The 26,109-nt window shown below is 36.9% G+C and carries 26 protein-coding genes and 2 tRNA genes; 27 read left to right on the top strand and 1 reads right to left on the bottom strand.

Features of this window, described 5'->3' with window-relative positions:
* The first annotated feature begins 26 nt into the window (after window positions 1-26).
* The 17 genes from LQE94_RS06605 (at window position 27) to nagB (ending at window position 13,505) form a co-directional block, all read left to right on the top strand.
* Window positions 27-383 carry a P-II family nitrogen regulator gene (locus tag LQE94_RS06605; RefSeq protein WP_022075224.1) on the top strand — a complete coding sequence of 119 codons (357 nt, stop codon included), beginning with the start codon at window positions 27-29 and terminating at the stop codon, window positions 381-383.
* A gap of 140 nt (window positions 384-523) precedes the next feature.
* Window positions 524-595: transfer RNA gene (locus tag LQE94_RS06600), tRNA-Glu, on the top strand.
* A gap of 37 nt (window positions 596-632) precedes the next feature.
* Window positions 633-704: transfer RNA gene (locus LQE94_RS06595), tRNA-Cys, on the top strand.
* Window positions 705-920: 216 nt separating this feature from the next.
* A complete protein-coding gene (locus LQE94_RS06590) occupies window positions 921-2,726 on the top strand; it encodes a Na/Pi cotransporter family protein (protein ID WP_117991086.1) in 1,806 nt (601 codons plus the stop codon).
* 170 nt (window positions 2,727-2,896) lie between these two features.
* Complete coding sequence (locus LQE94_RS06585) at window positions 2,897-3,661, top strand: GntR family transcriptional regulator (RefSeq protein ID WP_118737692.1); 765 nt, start codon at window positions 2,897-2,899, stop codon at window positions 3,659-3,661.
* A 139-nt stretch (window positions 3,662-3,800) separates the two neighbouring features.
* Window positions 3,801-4,520, top strand: coding sequence for a GntR family transcriptional regulator (locus LQE94_RS06580; protein WP_118737693.1), 720 nt, complete (start codon window positions 3,801-3,803; stop codon window positions 4,518-4,520).
* Between the two features lie 146 nt (window positions 4,521-4,666).
* The gene (locus tag LQE94_RS06575) at window positions 4,667-5,089 is read left to right on the top strand and encodes a PTS sugar transporter subunit IIA (RefSeq protein WP_022075228.1); all 423 of its coding nucleotides are present in this window, start codon (window positions 4,667-4,669) and stop codon (window positions 5,087-5,089) included.
* Window positions 5,090-5,121: 32 nt separating this feature from the next.
* Window positions 5,122-5,595, top strand: a complete 474-nt coding sequence (locus LQE94_RS06570) for a PTS sugar transporter subunit IIB (protein ID WP_022075229.1) — start codon at window positions 5,122-5,124, stop codon at window positions 5,593-5,595.
* 11 nt (window positions 5,596-5,606) lie between these two features.
* Window positions 5,607-6,374, top strand: a complete 768-nt coding sequence (locus LQE94_RS06565; protein ID WP_022075230.1) for a PTS mannose/fructose/sorbose/N-acetylgalactosamine transporter subunit IIC — start codon at window positions 5,607-5,609, stop codon at window positions 6,372-6,374.
* Window positions 6,361-7,188, top strand: coding sequence for a PTS system mannose/fructose/sorbose family transporter subunit IID (locus LQE94_RS06560; protein WP_022075231.1), 828 nt, complete (start codon window positions 6,361-6,363; stop codon window positions 7,186-7,188). Before LQE94_RS06565 ends, LQE94_RS06560 begins: the two co-directional genes overlap by 14 nt.
* Window positions 7,189-7,211: 23 nt before the next feature.
* A complete protein-coding gene (locus tag LQE94_RS06555; RefSeq protein ID WP_022075232.1) occupies window positions 7,212-8,213 on the top strand; it encodes an SIS domain-containing protein in 1,002 nt (333 codons plus the stop codon).
* A gap of 60 nt (window positions 8,214-8,273) precedes the next feature.
* On the top strand, window positions 8,274-9,131 hold the full coding sequence (locus LQE94_RS06550; protein WP_022075233.1) for a PfkB family carbohydrate kinase: 858 nt from the start codon (window positions 8,274-8,276) through the stop codon (window positions 9,129-9,131).
* Between the two features lie 2 nt (window positions 9,132-9,133).
* Complete coding sequence (locus tag LQE94_RS06545) at window positions 9,134-9,778, top strand: HAD family hydrolase (protein ID WP_118737699.1); 645 nt, start codon at window positions 9,134-9,136, stop codon at window positions 9,776-9,778.
* Window positions 9,779-9,862: 84 nt separating this feature from the next.
* On the top strand, window positions 9,863-10,876 hold the full coding sequence (locus LQE94_RS06540; protein WP_117542426.1) for an SIS domain-containing protein: 1,014 nt from the start codon (window positions 9,863-9,865) through the stop codon (window positions 10,874-10,876).
* A gap of 68 nt (window positions 10,877-10,944) precedes the next feature.
* Complete coding sequence (gene pfkA / locus LQE94_RS06535; protein WP_240577288.1) at window positions 10,945-11,904, top strand: 6-phosphofructokinase; 960 nt, start codon at window positions 10,945-10,947, stop codon at window positions 11,902-11,904.
* Between the two features lie 35 nt (window positions 11,905-11,939).
* Window positions 11,940-12,755, top strand: a complete 816-nt coding sequence (locus LQE94_RS06530; RefSeq protein ID WP_022075237.1) for a Cof-type HAD-IIB family hydrolase — start codon at window positions 11,940-11,942, stop codon at window positions 12,753-12,755.
* 18 nt (window positions 12,756-12,773) lie between these two features.
* Window positions 12,774-13,505 carry a glucosamine-6-phosphate deaminase gene (nagB, locus tag LQE94_RS06525; RefSeq protein ID WP_022075238.1) on the top strand — a complete coding sequence of 244 codons (732 nt, stop codon included), beginning with the start codon at window positions 12,774-12,776 and terminating at the stop codon, window positions 13,503-13,505.
* A gap of 46 nt (window positions 13,506-13,551) precedes the next feature.
* Here nagB and LQE94_RS06520 read toward each other — a convergent pair whose 3' ends face one another.
* Window positions 13,552-14,496 (bottom strand): AEC family transporter, encoded by a 945-nt coding sequence (locus tag LQE94_RS06520; protein WP_240577287.1) that lies wholly within the window; start codon window positions 14,494-14,496, stop codon window positions 13,552-13,554.
* A 724-nt stretch (window positions 14,497-15,220) separates the two neighbouring features.
* Here LQE94_RS06520 and LQE94_RS06515 point away from each other — a divergent pair.
* The 10 genes from LQE94_RS06515 to LQE94_RS06470 all read left to right on the top strand — a co-directional run bounded on the left by LQE94_RS06515 (window position 15,221) and on the right by LQE94_RS06470 (window position 25,983).
* A complete protein-coding gene (locus LQE94_RS06515; RefSeq protein ID WP_240577286.1) occupies window positions 15,221-17,134 on the top strand; it encodes a BglG family transcription antiterminator in 1,914 nt (637 codons plus the stop codon).
* 316 nt (window positions 17,135-17,450) lie between these two features.
* A complete protein-coding gene (locus LQE94_RS06510; protein ID WP_022075241.1) occupies window positions 17,451-17,762 on the top strand; it encodes a PTS sugar transporter subunit IIB in 312 nt (103 codons plus the stop codon).
* Between the two features lie 18 nt (window positions 17,763-17,780).
* Window positions 17,781-18,038 (top strand): HPr family phosphocarrier protein, encoded by a 258-nt coding sequence (locus LQE94_RS06505; protein ID WP_022075242.1) that lies wholly within the window; start codon window positions 17,781-17,783, stop codon window positions 18,036-18,038.
* A 95-nt stretch (window positions 18,039-18,133) separates the two neighbouring features.
* On the top strand, window positions 18,134-19,756 hold the full coding sequence (ptsP, locus tag LQE94_RS06500; RefSeq protein ID WP_240577285.1) for a phosphoenolpyruvate--protein phosphotransferase: 1,623 nt from the start codon (window positions 18,134-18,136) through the stop codon (window positions 19,754-19,756).
* Between the two features lie 438 nt (window positions 19,757-20,194).
* Window positions 20,195-22,330: a M28 family peptidase gene (locus LQE94_RS06495; protein WP_240577284.1), complete on the top strand. Its 2,136-nt coding sequence runs from the start codon at window positions 20,195-20,197 to the stop codon at window positions 22,328-22,330.
* Window positions 22,330-22,959 (top strand): GNAT family N-acetyltransferase, encoded by a 630-nt coding sequence (locus LQE94_RS06490; RefSeq protein WP_022075245.1) that lies wholly within the window; start codon window positions 22,330-22,332, stop codon window positions 22,957-22,959. The genes LQE94_RS06495 and LQE94_RS06490 overlap by 1 nt, the downstream gene beginning before the upstream one ends.
* Window positions 22,960-23,015: 56 nt before the next feature.
* A complete protein-coding gene (locus LQE94_RS06485) occupies window positions 23,016-24,317 on the top strand; it encodes an amidohydrolase (protein ID WP_240577283.1) in 1,302 nt (433 codons plus the stop codon).
* Window positions 24,301-24,909, top strand: coding sequence for a Maf family protein (locus tag LQE94_RS06480; RefSeq protein ID WP_240577282.1), 609 nt, complete (start codon window positions 24,301-24,303; stop codon window positions 24,907-24,909). The genes LQE94_RS06485 and LQE94_RS06480 overlap by 17 nt, the downstream gene beginning before the upstream one ends.
* 76 nt (window positions 24,910-24,985) lie before the next feature.
* Window positions 24,986-25,177: a DUF6472 family protein gene (locus LQE94_RS06475; RefSeq protein WP_276312708.1), complete on the top strand. Its 192-nt coding sequence runs from the start codon at window positions 24,986-24,988 to the stop codon at window positions 25,175-25,177.
* A gap of 65 nt (window positions 25,178-25,242) precedes the next feature.
* On the top strand, window positions 25,243-25,983 hold the full coding sequence (locus LQE94_RS06470) for a copper homeostasis protein CutC (RefSeq protein ID WP_276312707.1): 741 nt from the start codon (window positions 25,243-25,245) through the stop codon (window positions 25,981-25,983).
* Window positions 25,984-26,109 lie beyond the last annotated feature (126 nt).

Here is a 26,109-nt window from a genome sequence, read left to right as displayed (position 1 = left end):
AATAGTTGTTTAGGAGGTCACTCAAAATGATGATTAAAATAGATGCAATTGTGAGAGAAGAAAAGTTTGAAGATGTCAAACAGGCATTGCAGGATATAGAAGTGAATGGAATAACAGTGTCGCAGGTAATGGGGTGTGGTGCTCAACGAGGATACACAGAAATCGTACGTGGTATGGAAATTGGGATTCAAATGAGACCAAAAATAAAATTTGAAATTGTTGTTTCTTCTGAAGAGTGGGAGAAGAAAACGATTGATGCGATACAGAAAGCGGCATATACAGGAGAAATGGGAGATGGAAAGATATTCAGTTATGAAATTCGTTCGGCATTGAAAATCCGTACAAAAGAGACTGGATATGATGCCATTCAAGTGACAGAATAAAGGAAAAGTCAGCTTTACATTACAATAATAATGAGGATATTGAAAAAAGATAAAAAAAATTAAAAAAAAGCTTGCATTTTTCAAAGTGCTATGATAATATAAATTTCGGCTGTTACAGACGGCACAGCCGAAATGAATAAGGCTCCATGGTCAAGCGGTTAAGACATCGCCCTTTCACGGCGGTAACACGGGTTCGATTCCCGTTGGAGTCATTTAAAGTGCTTTATGCACTTTTTACATATAGAATAAGGCGCAGTAGCCAAGTGGTAAGGCGTGGGTCTGCAACACCCTGATTCATCGGTTCAAATCCGATCTGTGCCTCTTACAAAAAGCTCGAAAACACGTAGTTTTCGAGCTTTTTTGTTCTGTATTCATACAAATGATTATCAAAGAAAAATGTTGTAATCCGATTATTGATATGGCATAATAAAAATGGCAATGTTAAAAATATGCCAAAAAAAAGTAAATAATAAGTAAAAAAATAGTACAGAAGATGTCGTCCCCGGACATTAAAAGGGGACATCAAAGGAGAAAGTTATGGCAATCGTTTCAATGATTTTATCTTTGTTGAGTGGAGTGGCGCTGTTTTTGTTTGGAATGTCACTTATGGGAGATGGACTAAAGTCTGTCGCAGGTAATAAGCTGGAAGCATTTCTTTACAAGATGACGAATACTCCGCTGAAGGGAGTCGCACTTGGTACCGGAGTAACCAGTGTTATTCAATCTTCCTCTGCAACTACGGTTATGGTAATCGGTTTTGTAAACTCCGGTATGATGAAGCTAAAACAGGCTATCGGTATCATCATGGGAGCTAATATTGGAACCAGTATTACAGGATGGATTTTATGTCTCTCCTATATTCAAGGTTCCAACGGAGTGGCAAGTCTTTTATCTACAGCAACAATTTCTGCAGTAGTGGCAGTAATTGGTATTATCCTGCGTATGTTCGGTAAAAGAACAGTGCATAAGAATCTTGGTAATATCATGTTGGGATTTTCAATCTTGATGACAGGTATGCAGACCATGAGTGGGGCTGTGGCACCATTGAAAGAAAGTCCGGTATTCGTAGATATGCTTACAATGTTCTCGAATCCATTGGCAGGTATTTTAGTAGGTATCTTATTTACAGCAGTATTGCAGAGTGCATCCGCAACAGTCGGTGTACTGCAGGCATTATCAGTAACAGGATTATTAACATTTGCAAGTGCATTTCCGATTGTTCTTGGAATTGGTGTAGGTGCTGCCTGTCCAGTTTTAATTTCAGCTATTGGAGCTAATAAGAACGGTAAAAGAACAGCACTTGTATATTTGATGAATGATTTATTCGGTTTGGTTGTATGGTCAGTTATTTTCTATACAGTGAATGCATTTGTTCATTTTACATTTATGGACATGATTATGTCACCAGTAAGCATAGCGTTGTTAAACACAGTATTCCGTGTAGCAACTGTATGTGTGCTCTTCCCATTTATTCCGAAGCTTGAGCAGTTAGTCTGCTATCTTGTAAAAGACAGTGCGGAAGAATTGGAAGATGAAGCGGATTTTGACTTGTTGGAAGAACGTTTGATCAATTATCCGGCATTAGCTATCGGACAGTGTCACAGAGCTATGAATGGAATGGCAAAGAAGCTTCGTAAGAATGTAAACAGAGCGATGAACCTGATCAATAATTATCAGCAGGATAAGTTTGATAAGGTACAGCGCAAAGAAGATTTGATAGATAAATACGAAAGCCGACTTGGTGAGTATCTTATTAAACTGACAAAACACGAGATGAATACACTGCAGACTACACAGGTATCCTTGTATCTGCATACAATCAATGACTTTGAACGAATTGGAGATCATGCATCTTATATCGCACATTTATCGAATGAGATGCACGATAATCATATTCAATTTTCACAGTCGGCATGGGATGAATTAAATGTGGTAATGGAAGCTGTCCGTGAAGAAATCAATATAACATGTAATGCATTTATGAATGACGATAAAGAGGCCGCTGAACGTGTGGCACCATTGGGGATGCTTATTACAAAAATGTGTGACGAGTTGAAACTGCACCATGTAGCACGTCTTAGTGATGGAATTTGTGGTCTGGAAGAGGGAACGGTATTCAATGATATTTTGAATAGTTTTAACCGTATTGCAGCACACTGTGCCAGTGCAATGGTAGCGTTGATGAAGAGTGGAGAGGTAGATTCAGATCCACATATCCATGACTCTAAGATTTATCCATCGAATAGTCCGCGATATCTTGAGTATCTGAAAGAGTATTGCGAAAAATATGATATGAAAAATGAAGATCATGTGTTAAGCATGGAGCCTGAAGAAATTGAATAAGTTAGAGTGAAGAAAAGAAACTTGTAGAAATTGTATGATTTTGCAGGTTTCTTTTTTTGAATTAAAATAATTATCGTGCTTTTGAAAAATATCTGATATAATATATTGTATAGATACATCATATGACATATTTAGAGTCTCGTTAATAAAAAAAGAGAGGGCTATCGTAAATGATAAAATTAAATAGTGCGATACCACTGTATCAACAAGTGGCAGAAGATTTGAAAAATAGAATAGAACAAGGTGAGTTTTGTTCGGGACAATCTATTCCAAGTGAAGCAAAATTGTGTGAACAATACGAAGTTAGCAGAATTACAATTAGAAATGCAATTGCAGAACTGGTTGAACAAGAAATTTTAGTGAAATATCAAGGTAAGGGTGTGTTTGTACGTACACCTAAAATTTCCTCGAGTTTGACAACATTCAAAGGCTTTACATATTTTTGTCAAGAAAATCATATAAAAACTTATACAAAGATTCTTGAAAATAAAGTGATTTCAGCTAACGCGGTGATGGCAAAAAAATTAGAACTAAAAGATGGGGAAAAGCTTGTATATTTGAAGCGCCTACGACACGTAAATGATAGACCTGTTATGATAGAACATGTATATTTGCCATATTCGAAATATGGATTTCTTTCAAAAATAGATATGGAAAATTGTTCGCTTTATGAGAAAATAACAGAGAAAACAGGATTACAGATAGAAGATAATTGTTATACTTCGATTATGCTTGAAACTAATATAACAACAGAAGAAGAGATTGTTTTGATGGGACTTTCAGAACCAGATGCAGTATTTGTATTAACAGAAACGGTTTATATGAATACAGGAAATCCGCTACATATTACAAAACAGGTACTTTTGGGGGATTATTTTAAATTTTTTATGTCAAATAAAGTAAATCAGTTATCGATGAATTGGAAAAAAATGTAACGGTAGTTATCTATAATAATTTCGGAGAGAAGAGTATATTGTATGGATTTTTAGAAGATATTATAGACATTGAATAATAAATGTTATATAATGTATTATTATGTAACATAATGCATTGTGATGAATAGGGAGAAGCAATATGGAAAAAAATAACAATATAAATCCAGACAGTATGATTCCGATGTATAAGCAAATAGTGAATCTATTAAATGAAAAAATTGAAAAAGGTGAATTAAAACCTGGAGATAAACTTCCATCAGAAGCTGAACTAATGCAGGCATATTCTGTAAGTAGAATAACCATTCGTTCAGCAATCAGCGAGTTAGAAGAAGATGGTCTCGTAATCAGATCTCGAGGAAAAGGGACCTTTATTGCATCTAAGAAAGCTATGTATTCGGCAGATGATACGGTTGGATTTACACATTCATGTCAGCAGGAGGGAAAACAAGCTACTACAAAAGTGGTGGATGTGTCATGGATATATCCGACGATGTCAGACACACAATATCTAGATATAGAAGAGGATACAACGATTTTATGCACAAAGCGTTTACGCTTTGTAGATGATGTTCCTACAATGATTGAAACCAACCATTATGGAAAAGGATTCTCGTTTTTGGAAGGAGAAGATTTAAACCAGTCGTTGTATGATATTTTACAAAAACATAAAATTACACTTGGAAAAAGCATCCGTACATTAGAAGTTGTATATGCAAATGCTCAGGAAGCAAGTTTATTGAATATAAAAAAGGGAGAAGCATTGTTACTTTTTACAGATAAGCATCAAGATGAAAAAGGAAAACCATTGTTTGTATCAAAACAAGTGTATTGTACAGAACGATTAAAATTCTATCTTTAAAATAAAAATTAGAAAATAAAAATTAGTGCTTTTGCATAAAAAATGCAGAAGTGCTATTTTTTTATTGACAGAAATAGCACACAGTAGTAAACTTATTGTAACGAGATGTTATATGATGTTATATCACAAGAACAGGAGGAGTGATAATGAACAAAATATTGCTTGCTAGTCATGGCCCCTTGGCAAACGGAATGAAAAAGACAGCGGAATTTTTAATGGGGCAAAATGAAAATGTAGAAACTCTATGCGCTTATGTAGATGAGCAATCTAAGGATCTTCCGGCAATGGTAGAAAAGTGGATGAACGAAAGAAATCCAGAAGACCAGTGGGTTGTTATCACAGATATATTTGGCGGAAGTATCAATAACGAATTTATGATAAGAGCACAAGAGGGGGGATATTGGTTAATAGCAGGAATGAATCTCCCATTAGTTCTTAGCTTGTGGTATGAAACGGAAAATCTGACAGAGAAACAACTGGAAACTAATATTTCAGAAGCAAGTGAAGGTATTGTTTTATGTAATAAATTATTGTCTGAGGACAAAGCAGAGGAAGACGATGAATTTTAGAATCAATTAAAACGAGATACGGAGGATGTAAAATGATTAAATTATTAAGAGTAGATCACAGATTATTGCATGGTCAGGTCGCTATGGCGTGGACACAATCGTTAGATTCAGATTGTATTTTAATTGCGAATGATGCGGTTGTGAATGATAATATTCGGAAAACAACAATGAAATTGGCTAAGCCAAATGGGGTGAAGCTTGTTATGAAAAATATTGAAGATTCCATCGCTGCATTAAATGCGGGTGTTACAGATAAATATAAATTATTTATCGTTGTAGAGAGTATTGAGGATGCATATCGATTGGCCAAAGGATATGCAGGAATACGATCTATCAATCTTGGCGGTTGTAAGCCAAAGGAAGACATTGTTAAGACACTTTATAAGACAATTCCAGTTACTGCCCGGGATGAGGAAATGTTAAAAGAGTTGTTAAACGATGGAATTGAAATTGAAATCAGGCAGGTGCCTGGTGAACAGAAAGTAAAAGTATCAGAGAACATGTGAGGAGGAAAATTATGTTAGTTCAGGCAATTCTAATAGGGTTGATTGCCATGTTTGTTACCTTTGAGTGGATGTTTGGAACAAACTTAGGATCACGTCCAATCATTACAGGAATGCTTATTGGATTGGTTATGGGTGATTTGAAAACAGGAATCATTCTTGGTGCAACCCTTGAGATGGTATTTATTGGTTCTATTACACTTGGAGCAGCAGTTCCACCAGACGTAATCACAGGTGGTATTTTAGGTGCTGCATTTGCAATTTCAACGGGAAAAGGTGCAGATGTAGCGCTGGCTCTGGCATTCCCAATTGCAACGTTATATTTGGTTGTTGACAATGTACTTACACTTGGAATACTTCCATTCTTTTTACATAAAGCTGATAACTATATAGAAAAAGGCGATTTTAAAGGAATGGAGCGAATGCATATACTAGGTGGATTTGTGGTGAAAAGTTTACCAAGAGGAATTATATGTGCAGTAGCATTTTATCTTGGAACACCAGTTATGAACCGAGTTCTTGAAGCGATTCCTGAGTTTGTTCAGAATGGACTTGTGGCAGCAGCAGGATTTATTCCGGCACTTGGAATTGCTCTGCTTGCACAGATGATTTTGTCTAAGAAAACAATGGTATATTTTATTCTTGGATTTGCATTAGCTGCTTACCTTAAGATTCCAATGCTTGGAATTGCAATGATGGCAGGATGTTTAGCAGTTATCCTTGTGCAGATGCAGGGAACACAGAAAGTAGCAGTACAGGAGGTGGAAGATGATGACTTCTAATACAGCAGAACAGAAGAATGTAATTGGAAAGAAGGAATTAAGATCAATCTTTTTACGTTCGTTATCTTTGGAATACTCATGGAATTATGAGAGACAACAGAATATGGGATATTGTTTTGCAATGCTTCCTGCGATTAAAAAGATTTATCAGAAAAAAGAAGATCAGATAGCAGCAGCAAAACGCCACATGGAATTTTTTAATACAACACCATACATTTCAACGGCGGTATTTGGAATTTCAACAGCAATGGAAGAGAGCAACGCTAGAAATGAAGATTTCGATACATCATCTATTAACAATGTAAAGGTTGCATTGATGGGACCATTAGCAGGTATTGGAGATTCTATGTTCTGGGGAACACTTCGAGTAATTGCAACAGGAATAGGTACATCCCTTGCTATGCAAGGTAGTATCCTAGGACCACTTTTATTTTGGCTTATATTCAACGTGCCGGCATTTGCAGTTCGATATATTTGCTTAAAATTCGGATATAAATTTGGAACAAGTTTTCTGAATAAAATTGAAGAATCAGGTATGATGCCTAAATTGACATTTGGTGCAGCAGTACTTGGACTTATGGTAATTGGTGCAATGATACCGAGTATGATAACGGTTAATATTGCTGGAGCTATCGGAAGTGGCGATGCAGCAGTAAAGGTACAGGAAATCTTAGATGGTATTATGCCAAACCTCGTTCCATTTGCAATGACATTAGGAATTTATGGGCTTTTACAGAAAAAAGTCAAAGTTTCATGGATATTGATCGTGCTTATGGTCGTAGGAATTGTTGGAGCACTTTTAGGTATTTTTTAATTTAGATTTAGGAGGAAATTATCATGATGGTAAAGTTTGATGAAAACCAGATTTTGAAAAACGGAGAATATATTTATGCTCAGAGAGCAGAGATTGAAAAAATAGCAGATGCTGTTTGTGAGAAAGGGTTTGACAATATTTTGTTTACTTCTTCAGGTGGTTCACTTGCTATGATGCAGCCTTTTGACTATATGATTTCAGTAATGTCCAATCTGAATGTACAATCACAGGTTTCAGCAGAACTTCTTGTTGAGGGAAATAATCATCTTACAGATAAGACATTAGTATTTATGGCATCAAAATCAGGAGATACAAAAGAGACAGTTGCAGCAGCTAAGTATGTCAAAGAAAAAGGAGCAACGATTGTGTCTGTTTTAGGAGTTGACAATTCGCCGCTGGGTGAGTTATCAGATTATTCAGTTGTATACAAAGACGGAAGACCACAAGAGTATGTTTTGTATATGCTAATCGGAAAATTGTTGGAAAATAAAGGATTCTTTAATGATTACAAACAGTTTGCAGATGAATTGAAGAATCTTCCGGCAGCTCTGGTATCTGTAGGCAAAGCAAGTGAGCCAAAAGCAAGAGCATATGCAGAGAAGTATAAAGATGATCCATATCAGATTTGGATTGGCTCAGGTAATTTGTGGGGACCTACATATTCATTTGCAATGTGCGTATTAGAGGAATCACAGTGGCTGAGAACAAAATCTGTAACATCTCCGGAATTTTTCCACGGAACAATTGAATTGGTGGAAAAAGGAGTTTGTGTAGCCTTAAATATGACAGAAGGACAGACTAGAAAATTGGATCAGCGAGTAAAAGATTTTGTAGGACAGTATACAGATGACTTTACAGTATTTGATACAGCAGATTATGAATTGCCTGGTATTAGTGACAAATTTAGATGGATGCTTTCTCCGGTTGTGATTAACGCGGTATTGTCCAGAGTGAGCAAGAATTTTGAACAAATTAGAGATCATTCACTTGATATTAGACGTTACTATAGAAAAGTAGAATATTAGATTAATGAGTAGGATACCGCGAATAGAATTTGCGGTGTCCTTTTTTAGAGGTAAAAAAATATGAAAATAGCAGGAATCGGCGATAATGTAATAGATCGTTATATGAATATGGGGATTATGTTCCCAGGTGGGAATGCAGTTAACGTTGCTGCTCATGCAGCACTTCTTGGCGCAGAGGCTGCATATGTAGGAAGCATCGGAGCAGACAGAGAAGGAAAAATATTGAAAAATGCTTTGGAAAGTTTAGGAGTAGATTTATCTCAATGTATCTTTGATCCGGAAGCAACAACAAAAAAATGTGATGTGAATGTAATTGATGGTGAAAGACATTATATAGGATGTGATTTGGGGACAAAATGGGCACATACAACGACAATTCGTACAGAAGATGTGGAATATCTAAAAACTTTTGACGTGATCCATACAAGTTGTAATGCCAAATTGCATGAAGATGTATATAAATTAAAAGATTTAACAGGAATGGTGACCTTTGATTTTTCAGTAAAAGATAAATATCGTACAGAAGAGTTTTTAAATATGACATGTCCATACTTGGAATTGGGACAATTTTCCTGCGACCATATGGAAGAACCAGAAATACAGGAACTATTAAAAAAAGTTTATGCGCATGGGTGCAAAAATGTAATTGCGACTATGGGTGGCCGTGGACAGATTTTTTACAATGGAAGCGAATTTATAAAAGGAAAAGTCTATTTTGTAGAACCTGTTGACACAATGGGAGCAGGTGATTCTTATCTTGCGGCATTGATTGTATCTTTGCTGAAAAAAGGATGGAAAAAGGGCGTTGTTTTGCAGGCAGATGTGATAAAGGCAGCCATGGATGATGCAGCACATTATTCATCAGACAACTGCTTGCGAGAGGGTGGCTTTGGGTTTAAAAATCAGATTGAGGAATAGAAATGAAATATATTATTTTTGATTTAGATGGAACATTGAGTCGAACAGATAAATTTATGATTCCATCAATTGAATTGGCAATGGAAAAAATGAATATACCAGTTTGGACAGAAGATGCTATTCGCTGCACGATAGGTGAACCGGTAGAAGTGACCAATCTCAAATTTTTTGGACAGAAAAAAAGCGAAGAAGCGGATAATTTCTGGAAATTAGTATCTGGTTATTATAGAACAATATTTCATAATTCTGTTGAGGAATATGAAGGTGTAGGAGATATGCTGGATTCTCTTCATGAAAGAGGATATAAAACAGCAGTATGCTCAAACGCCGATGAAGAGTATATAGAAGAGGTATTGGACAAACTTGATTTGCGTGAAAAAATAGATCGAGTAAGACCTATTATTCCAGGAAAAGGAAAAGTGGAATCATTAGCCCGTTTTTTACAGGATGAAAATCCAGAGTTCGCAATATTAGTAGGTGATAGGTGTTATGACTTTGAAGCAGCGCAGGCAAATCGTATTTTGTTTGTTGCCTGTAAATATGGATGTGGAACAGAGGAAGAGCTGAAAATGGCAGATTATTCTATAAATGAGCCACGGGAACTATTGGATATTTTGAATGAAATAAAAAAATTTTTAAAAAATTAAAAAAACTACTTTACATATAATGTTATATGATGTATTATTACATCAACGAACAAGATAACACTTAAATTTAAGGAGGAAAATAAGATGTTTAATTTTGATGTACCACGTTACGAAAAAGTTGTAGGAGATGCAATTGCATTAAGACCACAGATTGAGAAAGCAGTTGATGAGATTTGCAAGGAGGGGTATTCAAACATTTTCTTTATTGGATGCGGCGGAACTTATGCACATTCACTTCCAATGAAATATTGGTTTGATACAACTTCAGAGATTGAAACACACTCAGTAATTGCAGCAGAATTCATGGTATCAGGACATAAGAGATTCACAAAAGATTCAGTATGTGTATTCTCTACAAGAAGTGGAAATACAAAAGAGATTGTAGCAGCAATCAAATATTGTAAAGAAGCAGGAGCAAGAACTCTGGTATATGTATCAAATGATAATACACCAGCTTGTGAATATGCAGATTATAAGTTCTTCAGTTTCGCAGAAGATGATTGCCTGTGTGAAGCAATTTATACATATATGATTACATTACTGGCAAGATTCAAAAAGAATGCAGGAGAATTTGATAAATATGATGAGTTTGTAGAGCAGTACAGCAAGATTGTTCCATATCTCTTGAAAGCAAAAGAGCAGTATGAAGATAGATGTGCAAAAATGGCAGTAGAACATAAAGATACAGATTATCATATGGTAATCGGATCTGGAATGCTTTGGGGAGAAGCTTACGACTATGCAATGTGTATCCTCGAAGAGATGCAGTGGATTAAAACAAAATCTATCCATGCAGCAGAATATTTCCATGGAACACTGGAACTTGTAGAAGAAGATACAAGCTTAATCCTCTTCTACGGAGAAGATGAGACAAGACCATTAATGGATCGTGTTAAAAACTTCTCTGAGAAAGTAACAAAAGTTATTAATATTTTTGATACAAAAGAAGTTGAACTTCCATTTACAGATGCTGAATACAGAAAAATTGTTTCTCCAATGATCATGTATGCGATTACAGAAAGATTAAGTTGCCATCTTGAAAAAGAGAGAAATCATCCACTTACAACTAGAAGATACTATCGTCAGATGGAATACTAATAAATATAAAATAAACGAAAGGGAGGCAGGTGGAACTGCTTCCCTTTTGCAATAGGAAGGTGAACAAAATGAAAAAAATAGGAGTACTTACCAGTGGAGGAGACGCTCCGGGAATGAATGCAGCAATTCGTGCAGTTGTAAAAACAGCAATTGCAAATGGAATTCAACCGATAGGATTTATTAAAGGATATAATGGGATTCTTGAAAAAAATTATCATGTTATGGATCGAGAAAGTGTTTCAGGAATAATTCATTCGGGCGGAACCATTTTAAAGACAGCAAGATGTATGGAGTTTTATGAAGCGTCATATCGTGAAAAAGCATTTCATAATGCAAAAGAAATCGGATTAGATGGCTTGGTTGTAATAGGGGGAGATGGTTCATATCGAGGAGCAGGATATTTGTCAGAATTAGGTTTACCTTGTATTGGGGTTCCGGGAACAATAGACAATGATATTGCTTCAACAGAATATACAATTGGATATGATACAGCAATGAATACTGTAGTAGAATGTGTAGACAAATTAAATGATACGTGTCAGTCACATGAGCGGTGTAGTGTAGTCGAAGTAATGGGAAGACATGCAGGACATATTGCATTAAATACAGGTATTGCAACAGGAGCTGTCCAGATTATCACGGAAGAGATTCCTACCCCAATTGATGATGTTGTAGAAAATATTAAAAAGATTCGTGAGTCAGGAAAAGATCATTTTATTGTTATTGTTTCAGAAGGGTACGGAAACCCTGTAGAAATAGCTACGCAGATTCAGGAAAAAACAGGAATTGATAGTCGTGCCACAATATTAGGGCATATTCAAAGAGGTGGAAATCCGACATTGAAAGATAGGGTAAACGCAACTCGCATGGGATATTATGCAGTAAAGCTTCTTGAAGAGGGCAAAACCAATCGTGTAGTTGCTTTGCAACAGGGAAATCTAGTAGATTATGATATCCAAGAAGCGCTGAAGATGAAGAAACCATTGGATATGGATTTATATAATATGATGGTGGAAATTAGCTTTTAAGAAACATAATAAATTGAATATTGGAGAGATATAGAATGAAATATAAAGTTCTTGTTCTTGATTTAGATGGAACATTAACAAATTCAAAGAAAAAAATTACAGATTATACTAAGAAAATATTATTAAATTTACAGAAAAAAGGAGTACATATTGTACTTGCATCAGGTCGTCCAGAGTATGGAATCTGGCCGATAGCAAAAGAGTTGGAATTAGAAAAATATGGTGGCTATATTCTTGCGTTTAATGGAGGAAAGATTGTAGAGTGTAGTACAAAAAAAACAATATTTGAACGAACAATAGAATATTCGTATGTTCAAGAAATTTATGAGCAGGTAAAGGATAAAAAAGTAGCACTTCTCACATATGAAAATGATTCATTGATAACAGAAACGCCGAAAGATTTTTATGTAGAAAAAGAATCTTTTATTAATAAGATGAAAATAAAAGGAGTAGAAGATTTTATACAATATATTTCCTTCCCAATTACAAAATGTCTTATTACAGGTGATGGAACTTATTTAGAAAGATTAGAGAAAAAATTACAAGAATATTTTAAAGATGAGTTAAGTATATATCGATCTGAACCGTTTTTCCTGGAAATTATGCCACCTTTAATTGATAAAGCAAAATCTTTAGAAAAGCTCTTGCGATATCTGGATTGTTCTCGAAAAGAGATGGTAGCATGTGGAGATGGGCTAAATGATCTTACGATGATTGAATATGCAGGAATAGGTGTGGCAATGGATAATGCACAACCAGTGTTAAAAGAAAAATCTGATTTTGTTACACTTTCAAATGATCAAGATGGTGTTGCTGAGGCAGTAAAACATTTTTGGAAAGAAATCGCATAAAAATAAAGGAGACCCAATATGAGGATCATAGAAGCACAGGATTATAAAGATATGAGTAGAAAAGCGGCAAATGTTATTTCTGCACAAATGATATTAAAGCCGGAATCAGTCATCGGATTAGCAACAGGATCTACTCCGATAGGAGTTTATGACCAATTGACAGAATGGTATAAAAAAGGAGATTTAGATTTTTCGAAAATACATACAGTAAATTTGGATGAATATAAGGGGATTGATGCAGAAAATAAGCAGAGTTATCATTACTTTATGAATCAGCATTTATTTTCAAGAGTAAACATTGAATTACAGAATACATTTGTGCCGGATGGAATGAATGAGAATCAAGATGAAGAGTGTCAAAGATATGAGAACCTAATTGCAGGTCTGGGTGGTATTGATCTTCAGTTATTAGGATTAGGACACAATGGTCATATTGGTTTTAATGAACCAGCTGAAGTTTTTGTAAAACAAACACACTGTGTTTCTTTATCAGAGAAAACGATTCAAGCAAATCAACGTTTTTTTGAATCGAAAGAACAGGTGCCGAAACAGGCATATACCATGGGAATAGGAACAATTATGTCAGCTAGAAAAATTCTCATTATTATTAGTGGAGAAGATAAAGCAGAGGCAGTGAAAAAATCGTTTGGAGAGGAGATATCGCCACATGTGCCGGCATCAATACTTCAATTACATCATGATGTAACAGTGATTGCAGATAAAGCAGCATTGAGTAAGTTAGATATATAAAAAATCACCGGCAGAATCGTTTGAACAGATTCTGCCGGTGGTTTTTTCAAATTAATTCAAGTGTTTTTAAAATATACAGCCACCCTGTCACGGTAAAGGAACTAAACAATGTTGTCAGCATAACAACACTGGATGTTAATACACCTTCATGCCCCATATTACGAGACATGACATAGCAGGCAACAGTTGTTCCTGAGCCGAGCATTACGAGTATCGCAAGTAATTCTTCGTTTCGAAATCCAAGCAAAACTGCAATCGGAAGAAATATGGTACAAAGACCGATAAGTTTGATAAAAGTTGCGGTAACTGCAGGTTTTGCCTTGCCAAGAGCCTTGTGAATATCAAACATAGCTCCCATAGCCATTAACCCAAGCGGTGTTGCGGTAGCTCCAATGCTGGTTGCAGTCTTATTTAAAATCTGTGGCATTGGTATTTTTAGTGCAGACCATACAAATCCGGCAACAATACCAAGAATAATCGGATTTGTGAGAATCCCGATCAGAGTCTTTTTCAGAACCTTCGAGTCAAGGCCTTTTTGTTCCGGCTGGAAAAATGACAGGACAATAACTGCCATAATATTATAGAGAGGAACGCTTCCGATAATCATAAGCGGAGCCATACCGGTATTGCCGTATATATTTTGAATAAATGCAATACCGAGAATGGCGGCACTGCTTCGGTAAGACGCCTGAATAAACTCTCCCTGAATGGTTTTATCTTTCCAAAGAAGAGAAAAAAGCGCAACTAAAATAATACTCAGCAGTGTTGCTATAAAACAGAAAAGAACGAATTTACCATTCCAGGCACTTTTAAAGTCAACTTTTGCCAAATCAGCAAATAGCATAACCGGGAGTGGGACACGAAATACAAAAGCATTCATTTTCGTGGCAAATTCTTCATCAATCCAGTTCAATTTTCGAAAAAATAGTCCCAGAACCATAAGTAAAAAGATTGGGACAGTAGCATTCAAGCTAAAAATTAAATTATCCATTTAAATAAGCCTCCTAAAACATATGATTATCATAGCATATGTTGAAGGAAATGGCGTGTTTTTTGTATAAAACAAAATGTGGATGTTAAAAAAGAACAAACTAAAATCCACTGCACTATCATAATAATTGTAGTACAGTGGACTTTAAATTATTTCATCCATCGGATGTTGTCCTCCTTATTTATTTGATATCTATTTAAAACTATTATCTCAAATAGTATTCTTATGGTATTTTATTTTAATTTCCCATTGGATTTTACCTCTTTCACGTATTTGGATATTCAGTTTTTATTTAGTATCCCATTGGATTTTACCTCTTTCGTTAAATTTGTATTCGAATATTTTATTTAACGTCCCATTGGATTTTACCTCTTTCATTAAATTAAATATTGTTCTTTTATGTCTGTCCCATTGGACTTTACCTCTCTTTCATTAATATTGTGTCTGTTTTAAATTACTCTTTCTGGTGGTCCGTACCTCTTTCTTTAAATTTTATCTTTAAATAAGATTTATTTTCTGAGGAGTTTTTTGTTCTCCTTGTTTTGTTGTCTTTATAATATCTTACTATGCTGAAAAAGTCAATAGGAAATCAGAAAAAATATTAAAAATATTTAAATTAACAGATAATAAGAAAGAAAAGTGGTAAAAAACAGATTTAAAAAACAAGGTGAAAGTATGTTACAATGAGAATATGTAAGGAAATCGTTGCGAAAGGAGTCAGAGGATGTTCAATTCACAGGAACAGAAGATTTTACATTTATTAGTAAAAGCGGAATATATGACAGCAACAGAATTGTCAGAAAAGCTCGGTATTGGTGTTAAAACGGTAAGAACAAGAATTAAAGAGTTAAATTCACAGCTGACGCAATATGATGTGGCGATTTCTTCAAAGCCACGTTATGGATATTATTTGAATAAGGAAGAAAAAGAACAGATAGAGGTACTCTTGAAAAATGGAATCCATGATGAAGGACAAATTCCGGCAACATCAAGGGAACGTATTCATTATTTACTTGCATATTTGTTGAATCAGAAGGATTATGTGAAGTCAGAGAATTTATGTGAGTTTCTTTATATTTCGAAAGGAACTCTTACGAATTCGCTTCGTCAGGTAGAGGAAGTTTATCAAAAATATCATATTACGATAGATAAGAAGCCGAACTATGGAATTAAGGTTAAGGGACGAGAATTTGATATCCGTCAATGTATGATGGATGTGTTTGTTAAAAAGGACGGCTTAGAAGGTGTTGGAAGAATTTATCAGACGCAGGAGATTCAGTCGCTTGGCAAACACGTTTATCAGTGTATGCAAAAGTACGGGATAGAATTTTCGGAAATCGCATATAATGATTTTATTGAGCATATTTATATTGCGATTCGAAGAATCCGTCAAGGACAATTTGTGGAGGAGATGCAGGGTCTGAAAACAGGACAAGCCGAGACGGAGTTTATTAAAGAACTGGCAGAGTTTATTGAAGGAGAATATCATGTGACATTTCCAAAAGTGGAGCAGGAGTATCTGTTGCTGCAATTGGCGGGAAAAGGTATAGTGAAGGAAGGACAGCGGCAAGACAATTTTGTGATGCAAAGCGAGATGGATGAGCTTGTAGATCAGATGTTGAATATGGTCTACAGAGAATTTCAAATTGATTTTCGCAATAATCTGGGACTGCGTATGGAATTGAATCAACATCTGGTTCCGCTTAGTATTCGATTAAAGTATCATATTTTTTTCAGAAATCCGATGCTGGAAGAAATTAAAAAGAATTATATTTTTGCGTATACAGTCGCATTTCAAGTGTCATCTATTTTGAAAGAATACTATGAATGTGATATTTCCGAGGATGAAATAGGAGAACTGGCTGAAATTTTTGAACTGGCTCTTGAGCAGAGGGAGAGTGACAAGAAGAAATATTCCATTCTAATCGTATGCGCTTCGGGACGAAGCAGTTCGCAGCTTTTGAAATACCGATATAGCCAGGAGTTCAAAGAAAATATCAAAGAAATATATGTATGTAATCTGTATGAAGTGGAAACATTTGATTTTTCAAAAGTAGATTATGTTTTTACAACTGTTCCAATTCAGACATATGTACCGGTGCCGATTTTAGAAGTGAGTTCTTTCTTAAAAGAGAGCGATATTACAGCGGTCAGAAAGTTGTTTGAGCAGGAAAGCAAAGAGTTTTTGAGAAAATATTATCGGCCGGAATTATTTTTTACAGATATACACGGAACAACAAGAGATGAAGTGTTGGCAAAATTATGTGGTCGTGTGGAGATGGCTACGAGAAAGAATACTGTATGGGGAAATATTGTATCAGCGGCAGATTTATTTGCATCTGTATTAAGCAGAGAGGAATTGTCTCCTACAGACTATGGCAATCTGGTTGCAATTCCGCATCCTGATAAAGTATTTTTGGAAACTACGTTAGTGGCAGTAGCTATATTAGAAAAGCCGATAATCTGGAATAGAGAACAGGTGCAAATAATTATTTTGACTCTGATAGGAAGTGAGGAAGATCCGGACATTCAAAAATTTTATGAAGCAACTACGGATTTATTGCTGAGGACAGAAGATATTTCAGAGCTTATACACAGAAGAACATTTGACTCTTTAATTGGAATGCTGAAAAAATAAAAATGTCTGATCTGATTATATCAGATGTGAGATGACTCCCACCTCTGTAGGTGGCGAGTAACAAATCAGTATCAGTGGTGGGAGTCAATCCCCCATCTGATATAGCCTCCGGCAGGATTGCAGAGATGCGCAGAAGAAGTATGTCATGCATTGCATGACGCGCATCTCGCAGCAAGAATGCAGAGGCATTCTTGAATTTTTTAAATCCAGGTTAGAATAGTAATACAAAAATTGCCACATTAAATGTGGCTTTTTTTTCGTTGGAGTTTTATGTAAAGGAATGGTAAAGTAGGGATTAAGAGAGAGAGGAAACGATATGAAGTACATTACATTACTTTGTAACGCCGGGATGTCTACCAGTCTCATGGTTAATAAAATGAGAAGGATAGCGACAGAGCAGAATATAGAAGTAGAGATTCATGCGATGGCAGAGTTTGCATTTCAAAAGTATGACAAGCCAACCGATGTATTGCTTCTTGGACCACAGGTCAGATATAAGTATGATGTCTTGAAAGAACAGTTTGAATCGACCGGAACCCCAATTGCGGTAATCGACTCTCAGGCTTATGCATCGATGGATGCAGAGGCAGTGTTAAAAACAGCATTAAATATGATAAAAGAAAGATAATAAGAGGAGGACAAAACAATGGCAAAATTTACTTATGTAATCACAGATGAGGTAGGACTTCACGCAAGACCAGCAGGACTTCTGGTTAAGAAAGCAAAAGAGCTTGGAGCAAAAATCACACTTGCATGCAATGGAAAAACAGCAGATGCTACAAAGATCATGGCAATCATGGCTATGGGAGTTATGAAAGATATGGAAGTTGAAGTAACTGTTGAAGGTGACAATGCTGATGCAGCAGCTACAGAATTAGAAGCATTCTTCAAAGAAAATCTGTAATTAGAAGAATAAGAAGCATTTGAATAACTGTTCGGTACAGAAATAGGGTGTGCTGGACAGTTATAAATTTATTATTAAGTTAAGGCGGGGTCATTATGGAAATTATTCAGGGAAAAGCTATTTTCGGTGGAATTGCAATCGGTCCGATTTCGTTTTTTGCAAAAGAGCAGAAACAGGTAAAACGTACAAAAGTTGAGGATACAGAAGCTGAAATTGCACGCTATGAAGCAGCATTGGCAACAGCAATTGAACAGTTGGGAGCATTGTATGAGAAAGCCCTCAAAGAAGTGGGCGAATCTGAAGCACAGATTTTTGAAGTACATCAGATGATGTTGGAAGACGATGATTACAATGATTCTGTTAAAAATATTATTACTAGTCAGGGACTTAATGCAGAGTATGCAGTAGCTACTACAGGAGACAATTTTTCGACAATGTTTGCAGCAATGGATGATGAATATTTCCAGGCAAGAGCTGTGGACGTTAAAGATATTTCTGAACGTATCATTAATATTTTGATGGGAATCGGAGAAGCGAAAGTGTCTGATGAGCCATCTATTATTGTTGCAGAGGATCTTGCACCTAGCGAGACTGTTCAGATGGATAAGAGTAAATTACTTGGTTTTGTTACAAGACTTGGGTCTTCTAATTCTCATACAGCAATTCTTGCAAGAACAATGAATATTCCTGCTCTGATTCAAGTAGATATTAAAGAAGAATGGAATGGAAAACAGGCGATCATTGATGGATTCAGTGGTAAATTTATTATCGAACCAGAAGCAGATGTATTGGAAGAGTATCAGAAGAAACAGGCAGAACAACAGGAAAGAAGACGTCTTCTTGCAGAACAGAAGGGTAAACCGACTGTGACAAAGAGCGGAAAAGCAATTAAGCTTTTTGCAAATATTGGTTCTGTATCAGATCTTCAATCTGTAATGGAAAATGATGCAGCTGGAATAGGATTGTTCCGAAGTGAATTCCTTTATCTGGAGTCTGATACATATCCGACAGAAGAGGAACAGTTTAAGGCTTACAAGATGGTAGCAGAGACGATGGCAGGTAAGAAGGTTATTATTCGTACATTGGATATCGGAGCTGATAAACAGGTAGATTATTTTGAGTTAGATAAAGAAGAAAACCCGGCAATGGGACTTCGTGCTATCCGCATCTGCCTGACAAGACCGGAAATCTTTAAGACACAGTTGCGTGCACTTTTAAGAGCAAGTGCATTTGGTAATATCGCAGTGATGTATCCAATGATCATTTCTGTTGAAGAAGTTCGCAAGATTAAAGCTATTATGGAAGAAGTAAAGGCTGAACTGGATGAAGCAGGAATCCCATATGGCAATGTAGAACAGGGAATTATGATTGAGACGCCTGCAGCAGTAATTTTAAGTGATCTGCTTGCAAAGGAAGTTGATTTCTTTAGTATTGGTACAAATGATTTAACACAGTATACATTAGCAATTGACCGTCAGAATGCAAAATTAGATGAGTTCTATAATCCTCATCATGAAGCAGTTTTAAGAATGATTCAGATGGTTGTTGAAAATGCTCATAAGGCCGGAATCTGGGCTGGAATCTGTGGAGAACTTGGAGCAGATCTGGAACTTACCGACAGATTTATGGAGATGGGTGTAGATGAATTGTCAGTATCTCCAACATTTATCTATCCTGTAAGACAGAAAATCAGAGAATATGACGGAGAGACAAAATAGGTTACTGTTCACAGTACCTGTGAACAGTAACGCATCTCGCCATTTTAAATCGCCTTTGGCGATGGGCGAGATGCCGTTCAAGATAAAACGTGCATCCTCCGTGCCAATCAGCGTAGTGATTGACACGGGAGTGAACAGTAACCAAAATAGTTGCCGTGCTCATAGAAATTTGAATAATGGCATAATTAAATAAGGTTATATGGTAGCTCATATAAATATAGAGGCATCCCGGCGTTTCCGCCAGGATGCCTCTTGCTGTTCACAAATACTGTGAACAGTAACTATTTGGCAATTTTTTAAAGAGAGACAGAGATAAAAATATATTGAGAATATACCAGAGTGCGTTATAATGGGGAATAGAAAACAAAAGATTATCATTGCGTGTTCTTATGGAACAGACAGTTTATAGATTTAGTCAGAAAAGAAAGAAGATGCATCATGGAAGTAATAAAACAGAAAGAATTGTGGGAAGAGCAGCTGCAGACATGTTTGAGCAAGTTGGATGTTGAATATTCGTATCAACTTGCAAAACGAATGGAAAAGGAAAAAACAAATCCGGTGCTGGGATATCGAACAGCAGGCTCAAAGGCAGAGATTGCCACAGGTAATATGTTGTATGAGGAAATGAAACGGATTGGTTTGTCGGATGTGACAAAAGATGAATTCCGTCTGGATTCGTGGGAGTTTGAGAAAGCTGTTTTGAAATTCAAAGACAAAAAAGGGAAGGAATATAGTTGTCAGTTAGGAGCGTATCAGACCAACTTTGTAACGGATGGATTTCAAGAGTATGATATTGTATATGTGAATAAAGGAACTGCCGAAGATTATGAAGGGATGGATGTAGAAGGTAAATTAGTTCTTGCAGAAATCAATCAGCGGGATGAATGGTGGATTAATTATCCTGCTTATCAGGCATATTTGAAAGGTGCGGTCGGATTTATTGCAGTGCAGGAGCATGGATATGGAGAAAAATACGATACCTCTCTAAATGCACAGGATATCGCAGGTCCGGAATATGCGGCAGCATTTTCCATGTCACAGGCAGATGCAAAGAAGTTAAAAGAATGTATGGGAATATCGGCTGAGTATAATATGGGTTCAACATGTGTGGAAGTAAAACAGCCAATTTCAGCAAAAGTATGGTTGGATGCCAAATCTATGGTTCGGCGAAATGTACCGGCATATAATATTGTGGGAAAGATTCCGGGAGAAGAGACGGAACAGATGATTTTGTTGACGGCACACTATGATTCATATTTTGATGGATTTCAGGATGACAATGCCGCAGTCGCAATGATTATCGGAATGGCGAAGGCAATGTTGGAGGGCGGTTATCGCCCGGCACATACGATTGTGGTTTGCGCGGTGGCTGCAGAAGAGTGGGGTGTATCAGATTCTAAATTTGACTGGTCAACCGGTGCATACAATCAGGTCTTTCGAGTGCATCCGGAGTGGAGGGGACATATAATCGCGGATTTGAATTTTGAATTGCCGGCACATGCACATCACAGTCGAGATGCAATCCGAGGAACATATGAATATGCGGATTATTTCGAACAGTTTATAAAACAGATTGATGTACCGAAAAAAGCATATCCGGATGGAATAACGGTATTGTATCCGATTGAGACATGGTCGGATGATTTTTCCATCTCAATTGCAGGAATTCCTTCGCTGGTAAATGATTTCAGTGACGGACCATTTATGGAAAATTATTATCACTCTCAGTATGACAATGAAGAACTGTATGAAGAACCGGTGTATCGTTTTCACCATGAATTGTATTTGAGATTGATCTTGGAAATGGACAAACTGGTACTTCCGCCGCTGAATTTTGGAAGGATGTTTAAGGCAATGAAAGAAAGTCTGGATGAGAAGGAGATATTGCAGGAAACAGAGAATGCTGTGATTCAGGAAAAAGAACATTCAGACGAGGTGAAGGACAATCCGATTCATGTATTAGAAAGACTGATAGATTGCGGAATCTACCAGGCAGACGAGATATACGAGTGGATACAGAGGGTAAATCTGGAATATCAAAATTTGGAATCAAAGGAAGAACGAAAAGTTTATCGGGAGCAATATTCGAAAAAGGGAGAAGTATTGCTTCAAATTTATCAAAAAACACAAGATTATTTTACGCGTCTGGATTGGGAAGATGAGGTAAAATTTCCACAGGAGGCGGTGAAACGCAATATCAGGGAACTTAAGTGTGCGTTGGATGCGTTGAAAGAGGGAAAAATTCATGATACACTGGAATCCATTTATAAAGTAGATAATAACTGTTTTGCATTTTTGTTTGATGATGAAGTGTATTATCATTTTACAGAATATATTTTACACCAGCCGAAGGAACGATTAATGTGGGGCGCAGGGAGAATCTGGCACCATGAGAATCTTTATGGAATCGTGCAACGGTTGAGAGGTAAGATGAAGGAAGAGAATCCGAAATTGAATGAGGAAATAAGACGATTGGAAGCAGCTATTTACAGACAGAAAAATTGTTATGAGGATGATATTCGATACATGATTCGTTCGTTGGAGAAAATCCGAAAAATGATGGGAGAGTTATAATGGATAATTTATATAAAGTACAAGAAGAGGATTTGGAGAGATTAAAGCGAATACTGACGGTATGTTTTGCAGAAGATCCGCTCTATTGTACGTTGATTGAAGATGAAGAAACAAGGGAACGACTTTTACCGGAGCTGTTTGAGAGTGACTTGACAGAATTTTTTGAAACCTGTGACATCTATTCCGATAGTGAGGAACTCAACAGCATTCTTGTAGTGTCGGATGAGACGGAGCATCAGAATCCAATCTACCATTATCTGGCACAGCTTAGAGGAACGATTAGAACAGACGAAAGCTTGATCAAAGAGGACCACAGCCTGAAAACATTCTGGAATTTTGCACTTGGCAAGGATTATTTGAATGCAAGCTGGACAAGTCAGCTCCATCAGACAAAGAGGATACATATTATATATTTAGCGGTTGCACCGAGCCATCAGCATCATGGACTGGCAGAACATTTGATGAAAGAATTGATCGAACATGCAGAAAAGAATGATTTGATGCTGTCCTTAGAGACGCACAATCCGCAGAATGTACCGTTTTATGAGCATCTTGGATTTAAAGTATATGGTGTGGTGGAAAATTCACATTTTGATTTGAAGCAGTATTGTATGATCCGGGAAATATAATCTCAAAAGTTAGAATATGAAAGAAATTTTACTAGGAAAATGAGGTAATAGTGAGTATGGATACAAGAAAACAGATTACGACATGGGTGGATACAAATAGAGAAGACCTGATTGAGACAGCAAATGAAATTTTTAAACATCCTGAAATTTCTTTGGAGGAGAAGGTGTCTTCGAAGATTTTGGCAGATTATCTTGAAAAGCAGGGATTTACGGTGACTTGGGGAATTGCCGGATTTGAGACAGCATTTGTCGCTGAATGGGGATATGGTAAGCCGGTTCTCGGATTCCTGGCAGAGTATGATGCCTTGCCGGGACTTGGACAGGAAACCTGCAGTACACGAAAAGCAATCGAAGGACCGGGACACGGATGTGGTCATAATTTACTTGGAACTGCATGTGCCGGGGCAGCCGGAGCACTTAAAAGCTGGATGGAAACGGAAGAAAAAGAAGGAACGATACGTGTATATGGATGCCCGGCAGAGGAGATTGTAATTGGTAAGATTCGTATGAATGAGGCGGGAGTGTTTGATGATTTATCCGCAGCGATCACATGGCATCCGTTTGATCGAAATCGTGTGAGTTACGATATCTGGCAGGCTCAGGATATTAAAAACTATAAATTTTACGGAAAAGCTGCACATGCCTCAAAGCATCCGGAAATGGGAAGGAGTGCACTTGACGCAGCAGAATTGATGAATGTGGGAGTAAATTATTTGCGGGAACATGTGGCAGATGATGTACGGATGCATTACACTTATACCAATACGGATGGTCCGGCTAATATTGTACCGCCATATGCTTCAACAAATTATTTTATCCGTTCAGCAAAGTGGGAGAGAACAAAAGATGCATCTGAGAGGGTAGATAATTGTGCAAAAGGTGCGGCACTTATGACTGGAACAAGAGTCGAAATTGAACGTGTGACAAAGAATAAGGAAATGAAAGTGAATCGTGTCCTGGCAGAGACATTTTATCATGCAATGGAACAAATCCAGACACCGGAGTATACAGATGAAGAAATTTTATTTGCAAAAGAAATCAGCGAAGAGGCGGGGCTGGAAAATGATGGAGTGTATTTCACAGGATTAGAGCCTTTAGAAGAAAAACCGGTTATCTTATCGATTGGAACAGATGTGTCTGACGTAAGCCATACAGTTCCAACAGTAATGTTGAGCGCAGCGGCAATGTGTAAAGGAACGCCATTGCATCACTGGGCAGCTACAGCACAGGTTGGCATGAGTATTGGGGAAAAAGCGATGCTGTATGTGGCGGAGTGTATGGCACTGGGGGCAACAGAGCTGGTGAAACAGCCGGAATTATTGAAGAAAGCGTGGGAATTACATGACAAAACAAAATAAAAAGCGAATCGTGCTTGGATCGGCTTCGCCAAGACGAAAAGAGTTATTAGAGCGGATTGGCGTAGAATTCGAAATTAAAACAAGTGATAAGGAAGAAATATATGAAAGTGCAATTCCGACAGAAATTGTTCAGGAACTGGCATTGATGAAAGCAGGAAATGTGGCAATGGAGCTGGAAGAAGCGGAAGGAAATGTGATAGATACAATTGTAATCGGAGCGGATACGGTTGTTGTTCATGATAATAAAATATTGGGAAAACCGTCAGATGAAGCGGAGGCATTTCACATGTTAAAGAGTCTGGCAGGAGATACACATCAGGTTTATACAGGAGTTGCAATGCTTGTGTATGGAGAAGATGGCGAAGCCAAAGAAATTTGTCATGCAGAAAGGACAGAGGTATTTGTACATGAAATGAGTGATGAGGAGATTCGGAACTACATTGCGAGTGGAGAACCGATGGACAAAGCAGGTGCATATGGAATTCAGGGAAAATTTGCTGCATACATCGACAAGATAGAAGGAGATTATTATAATGTGGTCGGACTTCCGGTGGCGTATGTATATCAGCAGTTGAAAGCATTGGATGCATAAATAACGTTGATAATAAGAAAATTACCGGGATATGTGAATAATAAGTGTGAAAAAAATGGTCCGGAGGTGGATAACTTTGCAGAAAAAGAAGAGCAATGTGAATTGTGAGAGTTGTATGAATTATGAGTATGACGAAGAATATGAATACTATGTTTGTGCACAAAATTTGGATGAGGACGAAATGTATCGATTCGTTCAGGGAAGCTTTCATGATTGTCCATATTATCAGTTTGGAGACGAATACCGCATTGTGAGAAAGCAGATGTAAAAATAAAATTGAAAATGCGAGCAGAGCGAATATTGAATTGTTATGAAAGTAGAGGAATGATCAAATTGAAAAAAATAATATTAGAGGCATGTGTAGATAGTGTACAGTCTGCTATTTATGCACAAGAAGGCGGCGCAGACAGATTGGAGCTGTGCAGTAATTTGCTTATTGGCGGGGTGTTGCCGGGAAAAGCATTATATGATCAGGTGAGAAAGAACACAGATATTCCGGTACGTGTACTGCTTCGTCCAAGATATGGGGATTATTGTTATGACGGATATGAGTTTGAGCAATTAAAAGAAGAAGTACAGATGTATTGTGAGGCGGGTGCTGACGGAATCGTCATTGGTTTGTTACGTCCAGATGGCAACTTGGATGTGGAAAGAATGGAAGAGTTGATTAAACTAGCAGGAAATAAAAAGAAAACACTACATCGGGCATTTGATGTGTGTGTAAATCCAATGAAGGCATTGGAAGAGGCAATAGAAATCGGCTTTGATACGATTCTTACAAGTGGTCAGAAAGAAACTGCGTGGGAAGGAAGAACAATTCTGAAAGAATTACAAGAAAAATCCCAGAGCAGAATTGAGATTCTTGCAGCGTCCGGGATTAGTGCAGAGGCAATCAAGAAGCTGATTCCATATACTGGGATTATGTCTTATCATATGTCAGGGAAGATTGTGCTGAACAGTCAGATGGAATATCGAAAAAAGGGAGTAAGTATTGGGATGCCGGGAGAGGATGAGTATGTGATCTGGCAGACTGCGAAGGAGAAGATAGCGGAAGCGAGAGGGATTGCTATTTAGTTCATTAAGTGGCAATACGTTCCTTACAAAAAATTCACAGTAATAACAGAAACAGTCCTACAATCTATTGGGGAGAATGTGAGTGAAAGTATTTATATGCGTTAAAAAATGATAAAAGTAAATGGA

The organism is Mediterraneibacter sp. NSJ-151 (assembly GCF_022487435.1).
In the GTDB taxonomy this organism is placed as follows: Bacteria; Bacillota; Clostridia; order Lachnospirales; family Lachnospiraceae; genus Schaedlerella; species Schaedlerella hominis.
Note: the sequence above shows the minus strand (reverse complement) of the source record. Positions and strands in the feature narration are given on the sequence as shown.

Excerpts from the sequence above, each read along its gene's own strand:
- LQE94_RS06565 (WP_022075230.1), top strand. The coding sequence starts at position 5,607 with ATGTTAGTTCAGGCAATTCTAATAGGGTTGATTGCCATGTTTGTTACC.
- LQE94_RS06590 (WP_117991086.1), top strand. The coding sequence starts at position 921 with ATGGCAATCGTTTCAATGATTTTATCTTTGTTGAGTGGAGTGGCGCTG.
- LQE94_RS06545 (WP_118737699.1), top strand. The coding sequence starts at position 9,134 with ATGAAATATATTATTTTTGATTTAGATGGAACATTGAGTCGAACAGAT.
- LQE94_RS06495 (WP_240577284.1), top strand. The coding sequence starts at position 20,195 with ATGGAAGTAATAAAACAGAAAGAATTGTGGGAAGAGCAGCTGCAGACA.
- LQE94_RS06555 (WP_022075232.1), top strand. The coding sequence starts at position 7,212 with ATGATGGTAAAGTTTGATGAAAACCAGATTTTGAAAAACGGAGAATAT.
- LQE94_RS06490 (WP_022075245.1), top strand. The coding sequence starts at position 22,330 with ATGGATAATTTATATAAAGTACAAGAAGAGGATTTGGAGAGATTAAAG.
- LQE94_RS06585 (WP_118737692.1), top strand. The coding sequence starts at position 2,897 with ATGATAAAATTAAATAGTGCGATACCACTGTATCAACAAGTGGCAGAA.
- LQE94_RS06505 (WP_022075242.1), top strand. The coding sequence starts at position 17,781 with ATGGCAAAATTTACTTATGTAATCACAGATGAGGTAGGACTTCACGCA.
- LQE94_RS06580 (WP_118737693.1), top strand. The coding sequence starts at position 3,801 with ATGGAAAAAAATAACAATATAAATCCAGACAGTATGATTCCGATGTAT.
- LQE94_RS06485 (WP_240577283.1), top strand. The coding sequence starts at position 23,016 with ATGGATACAAGAAAACAGATTACGACATGGGTGGATACAAATAGAGAA.
- ptsP (WP_240577285.1), top strand. The coding sequence starts at position 18,134 with ATGGAAATTATTCAGGGAAAAGCTATTTTCGGTGGAATTGCAATCGGT.
- LQE94_RS06480 (WP_240577282.1), top strand. The coding sequence starts at position 24,301 with ATGACAAAACAAAATAAAAAGCGAATCGTGCTTGGATCGGCTTCGCCA.
- LQE94_RS06540 (WP_117542426.1), top strand. The coding sequence starts at position 9,863 with ATGTTTAATTTTGATGTACCACGTTACGAAAAAGTTGTAGGAGATGCA.
- LQE94_RS06550 (WP_022075233.1), top strand. The coding sequence starts at position 8,274 with ATGAAAATAGCAGGAATCGGCGATAATGTAATAGATCGTTATATGAAT.
- LQE94_RS06570 (WP_022075229.1), top strand. The coding sequence starts at position 5,122 with ATGATTAAATTATTAAGAGTAGATCACAGATTATTGCATGGTCAGGTC.
- nagB (WP_022075238.1), top strand. The coding sequence starts at position 12,774 with ATGAGGATCATAGAAGCACAGGATTATAAAGATATGAGTAGAAAAGCG.
- LQE94_RS06605 (WP_022075224.1), top strand. The coding sequence starts at position 27 with ATGATGATTAAAATAGATGCAATTGTGAGAGAAGAAAAGTTTGAAGAT.
- LQE94_RS06560 (WP_022075231.1), top strand. The coding sequence starts at position 6,361 with ATGATGACTTCTAATACAGCAGAACAGAAGAATGTAATTGGAAAGAAG.
- LQE94_RS06520 (WP_240577287.1), bottom strand. The coding sequence starts at position 14,496 with ATGGATAATTTAATTTTTAGCTTGAATGCTACTGTCCCAATCTTTTTA.
- LQE94_RS06510 (WP_022075241.1), top strand. The coding sequence starts at position 17,451 with ATGAAGTACATTACATTACTTTGTAACGCCGGGATGTCTACCAGTCTC.
- pfkA (WP_240577288.1), top strand. The coding sequence starts at position 10,945 with ATGAAAAAAATAGGAGTACTTACCAGTGGAGGAGACGCTCCGGGAATG.
- LQE94_RS06515 (WP_240577286.1), top strand. The coding sequence starts at position 15,221 with ATGTTCAATTCACAGGAACAGAAGATTTTACATTTATTAGTAAAAGCG.
- LQE94_RS06575 (WP_022075228.1), top strand. The coding sequence starts at position 4,667 with ATGAACAAAATATTGCTTGCTAGTCATGGCCCCTTGGCAAACGGAATG.
- LQE94_RS06530 (WP_022075237.1), top strand. The coding sequence starts at position 11,940 with ATGAAATATAAAGTTCTTGTTCTTGATTTAGATGGAACATTAACAAAT.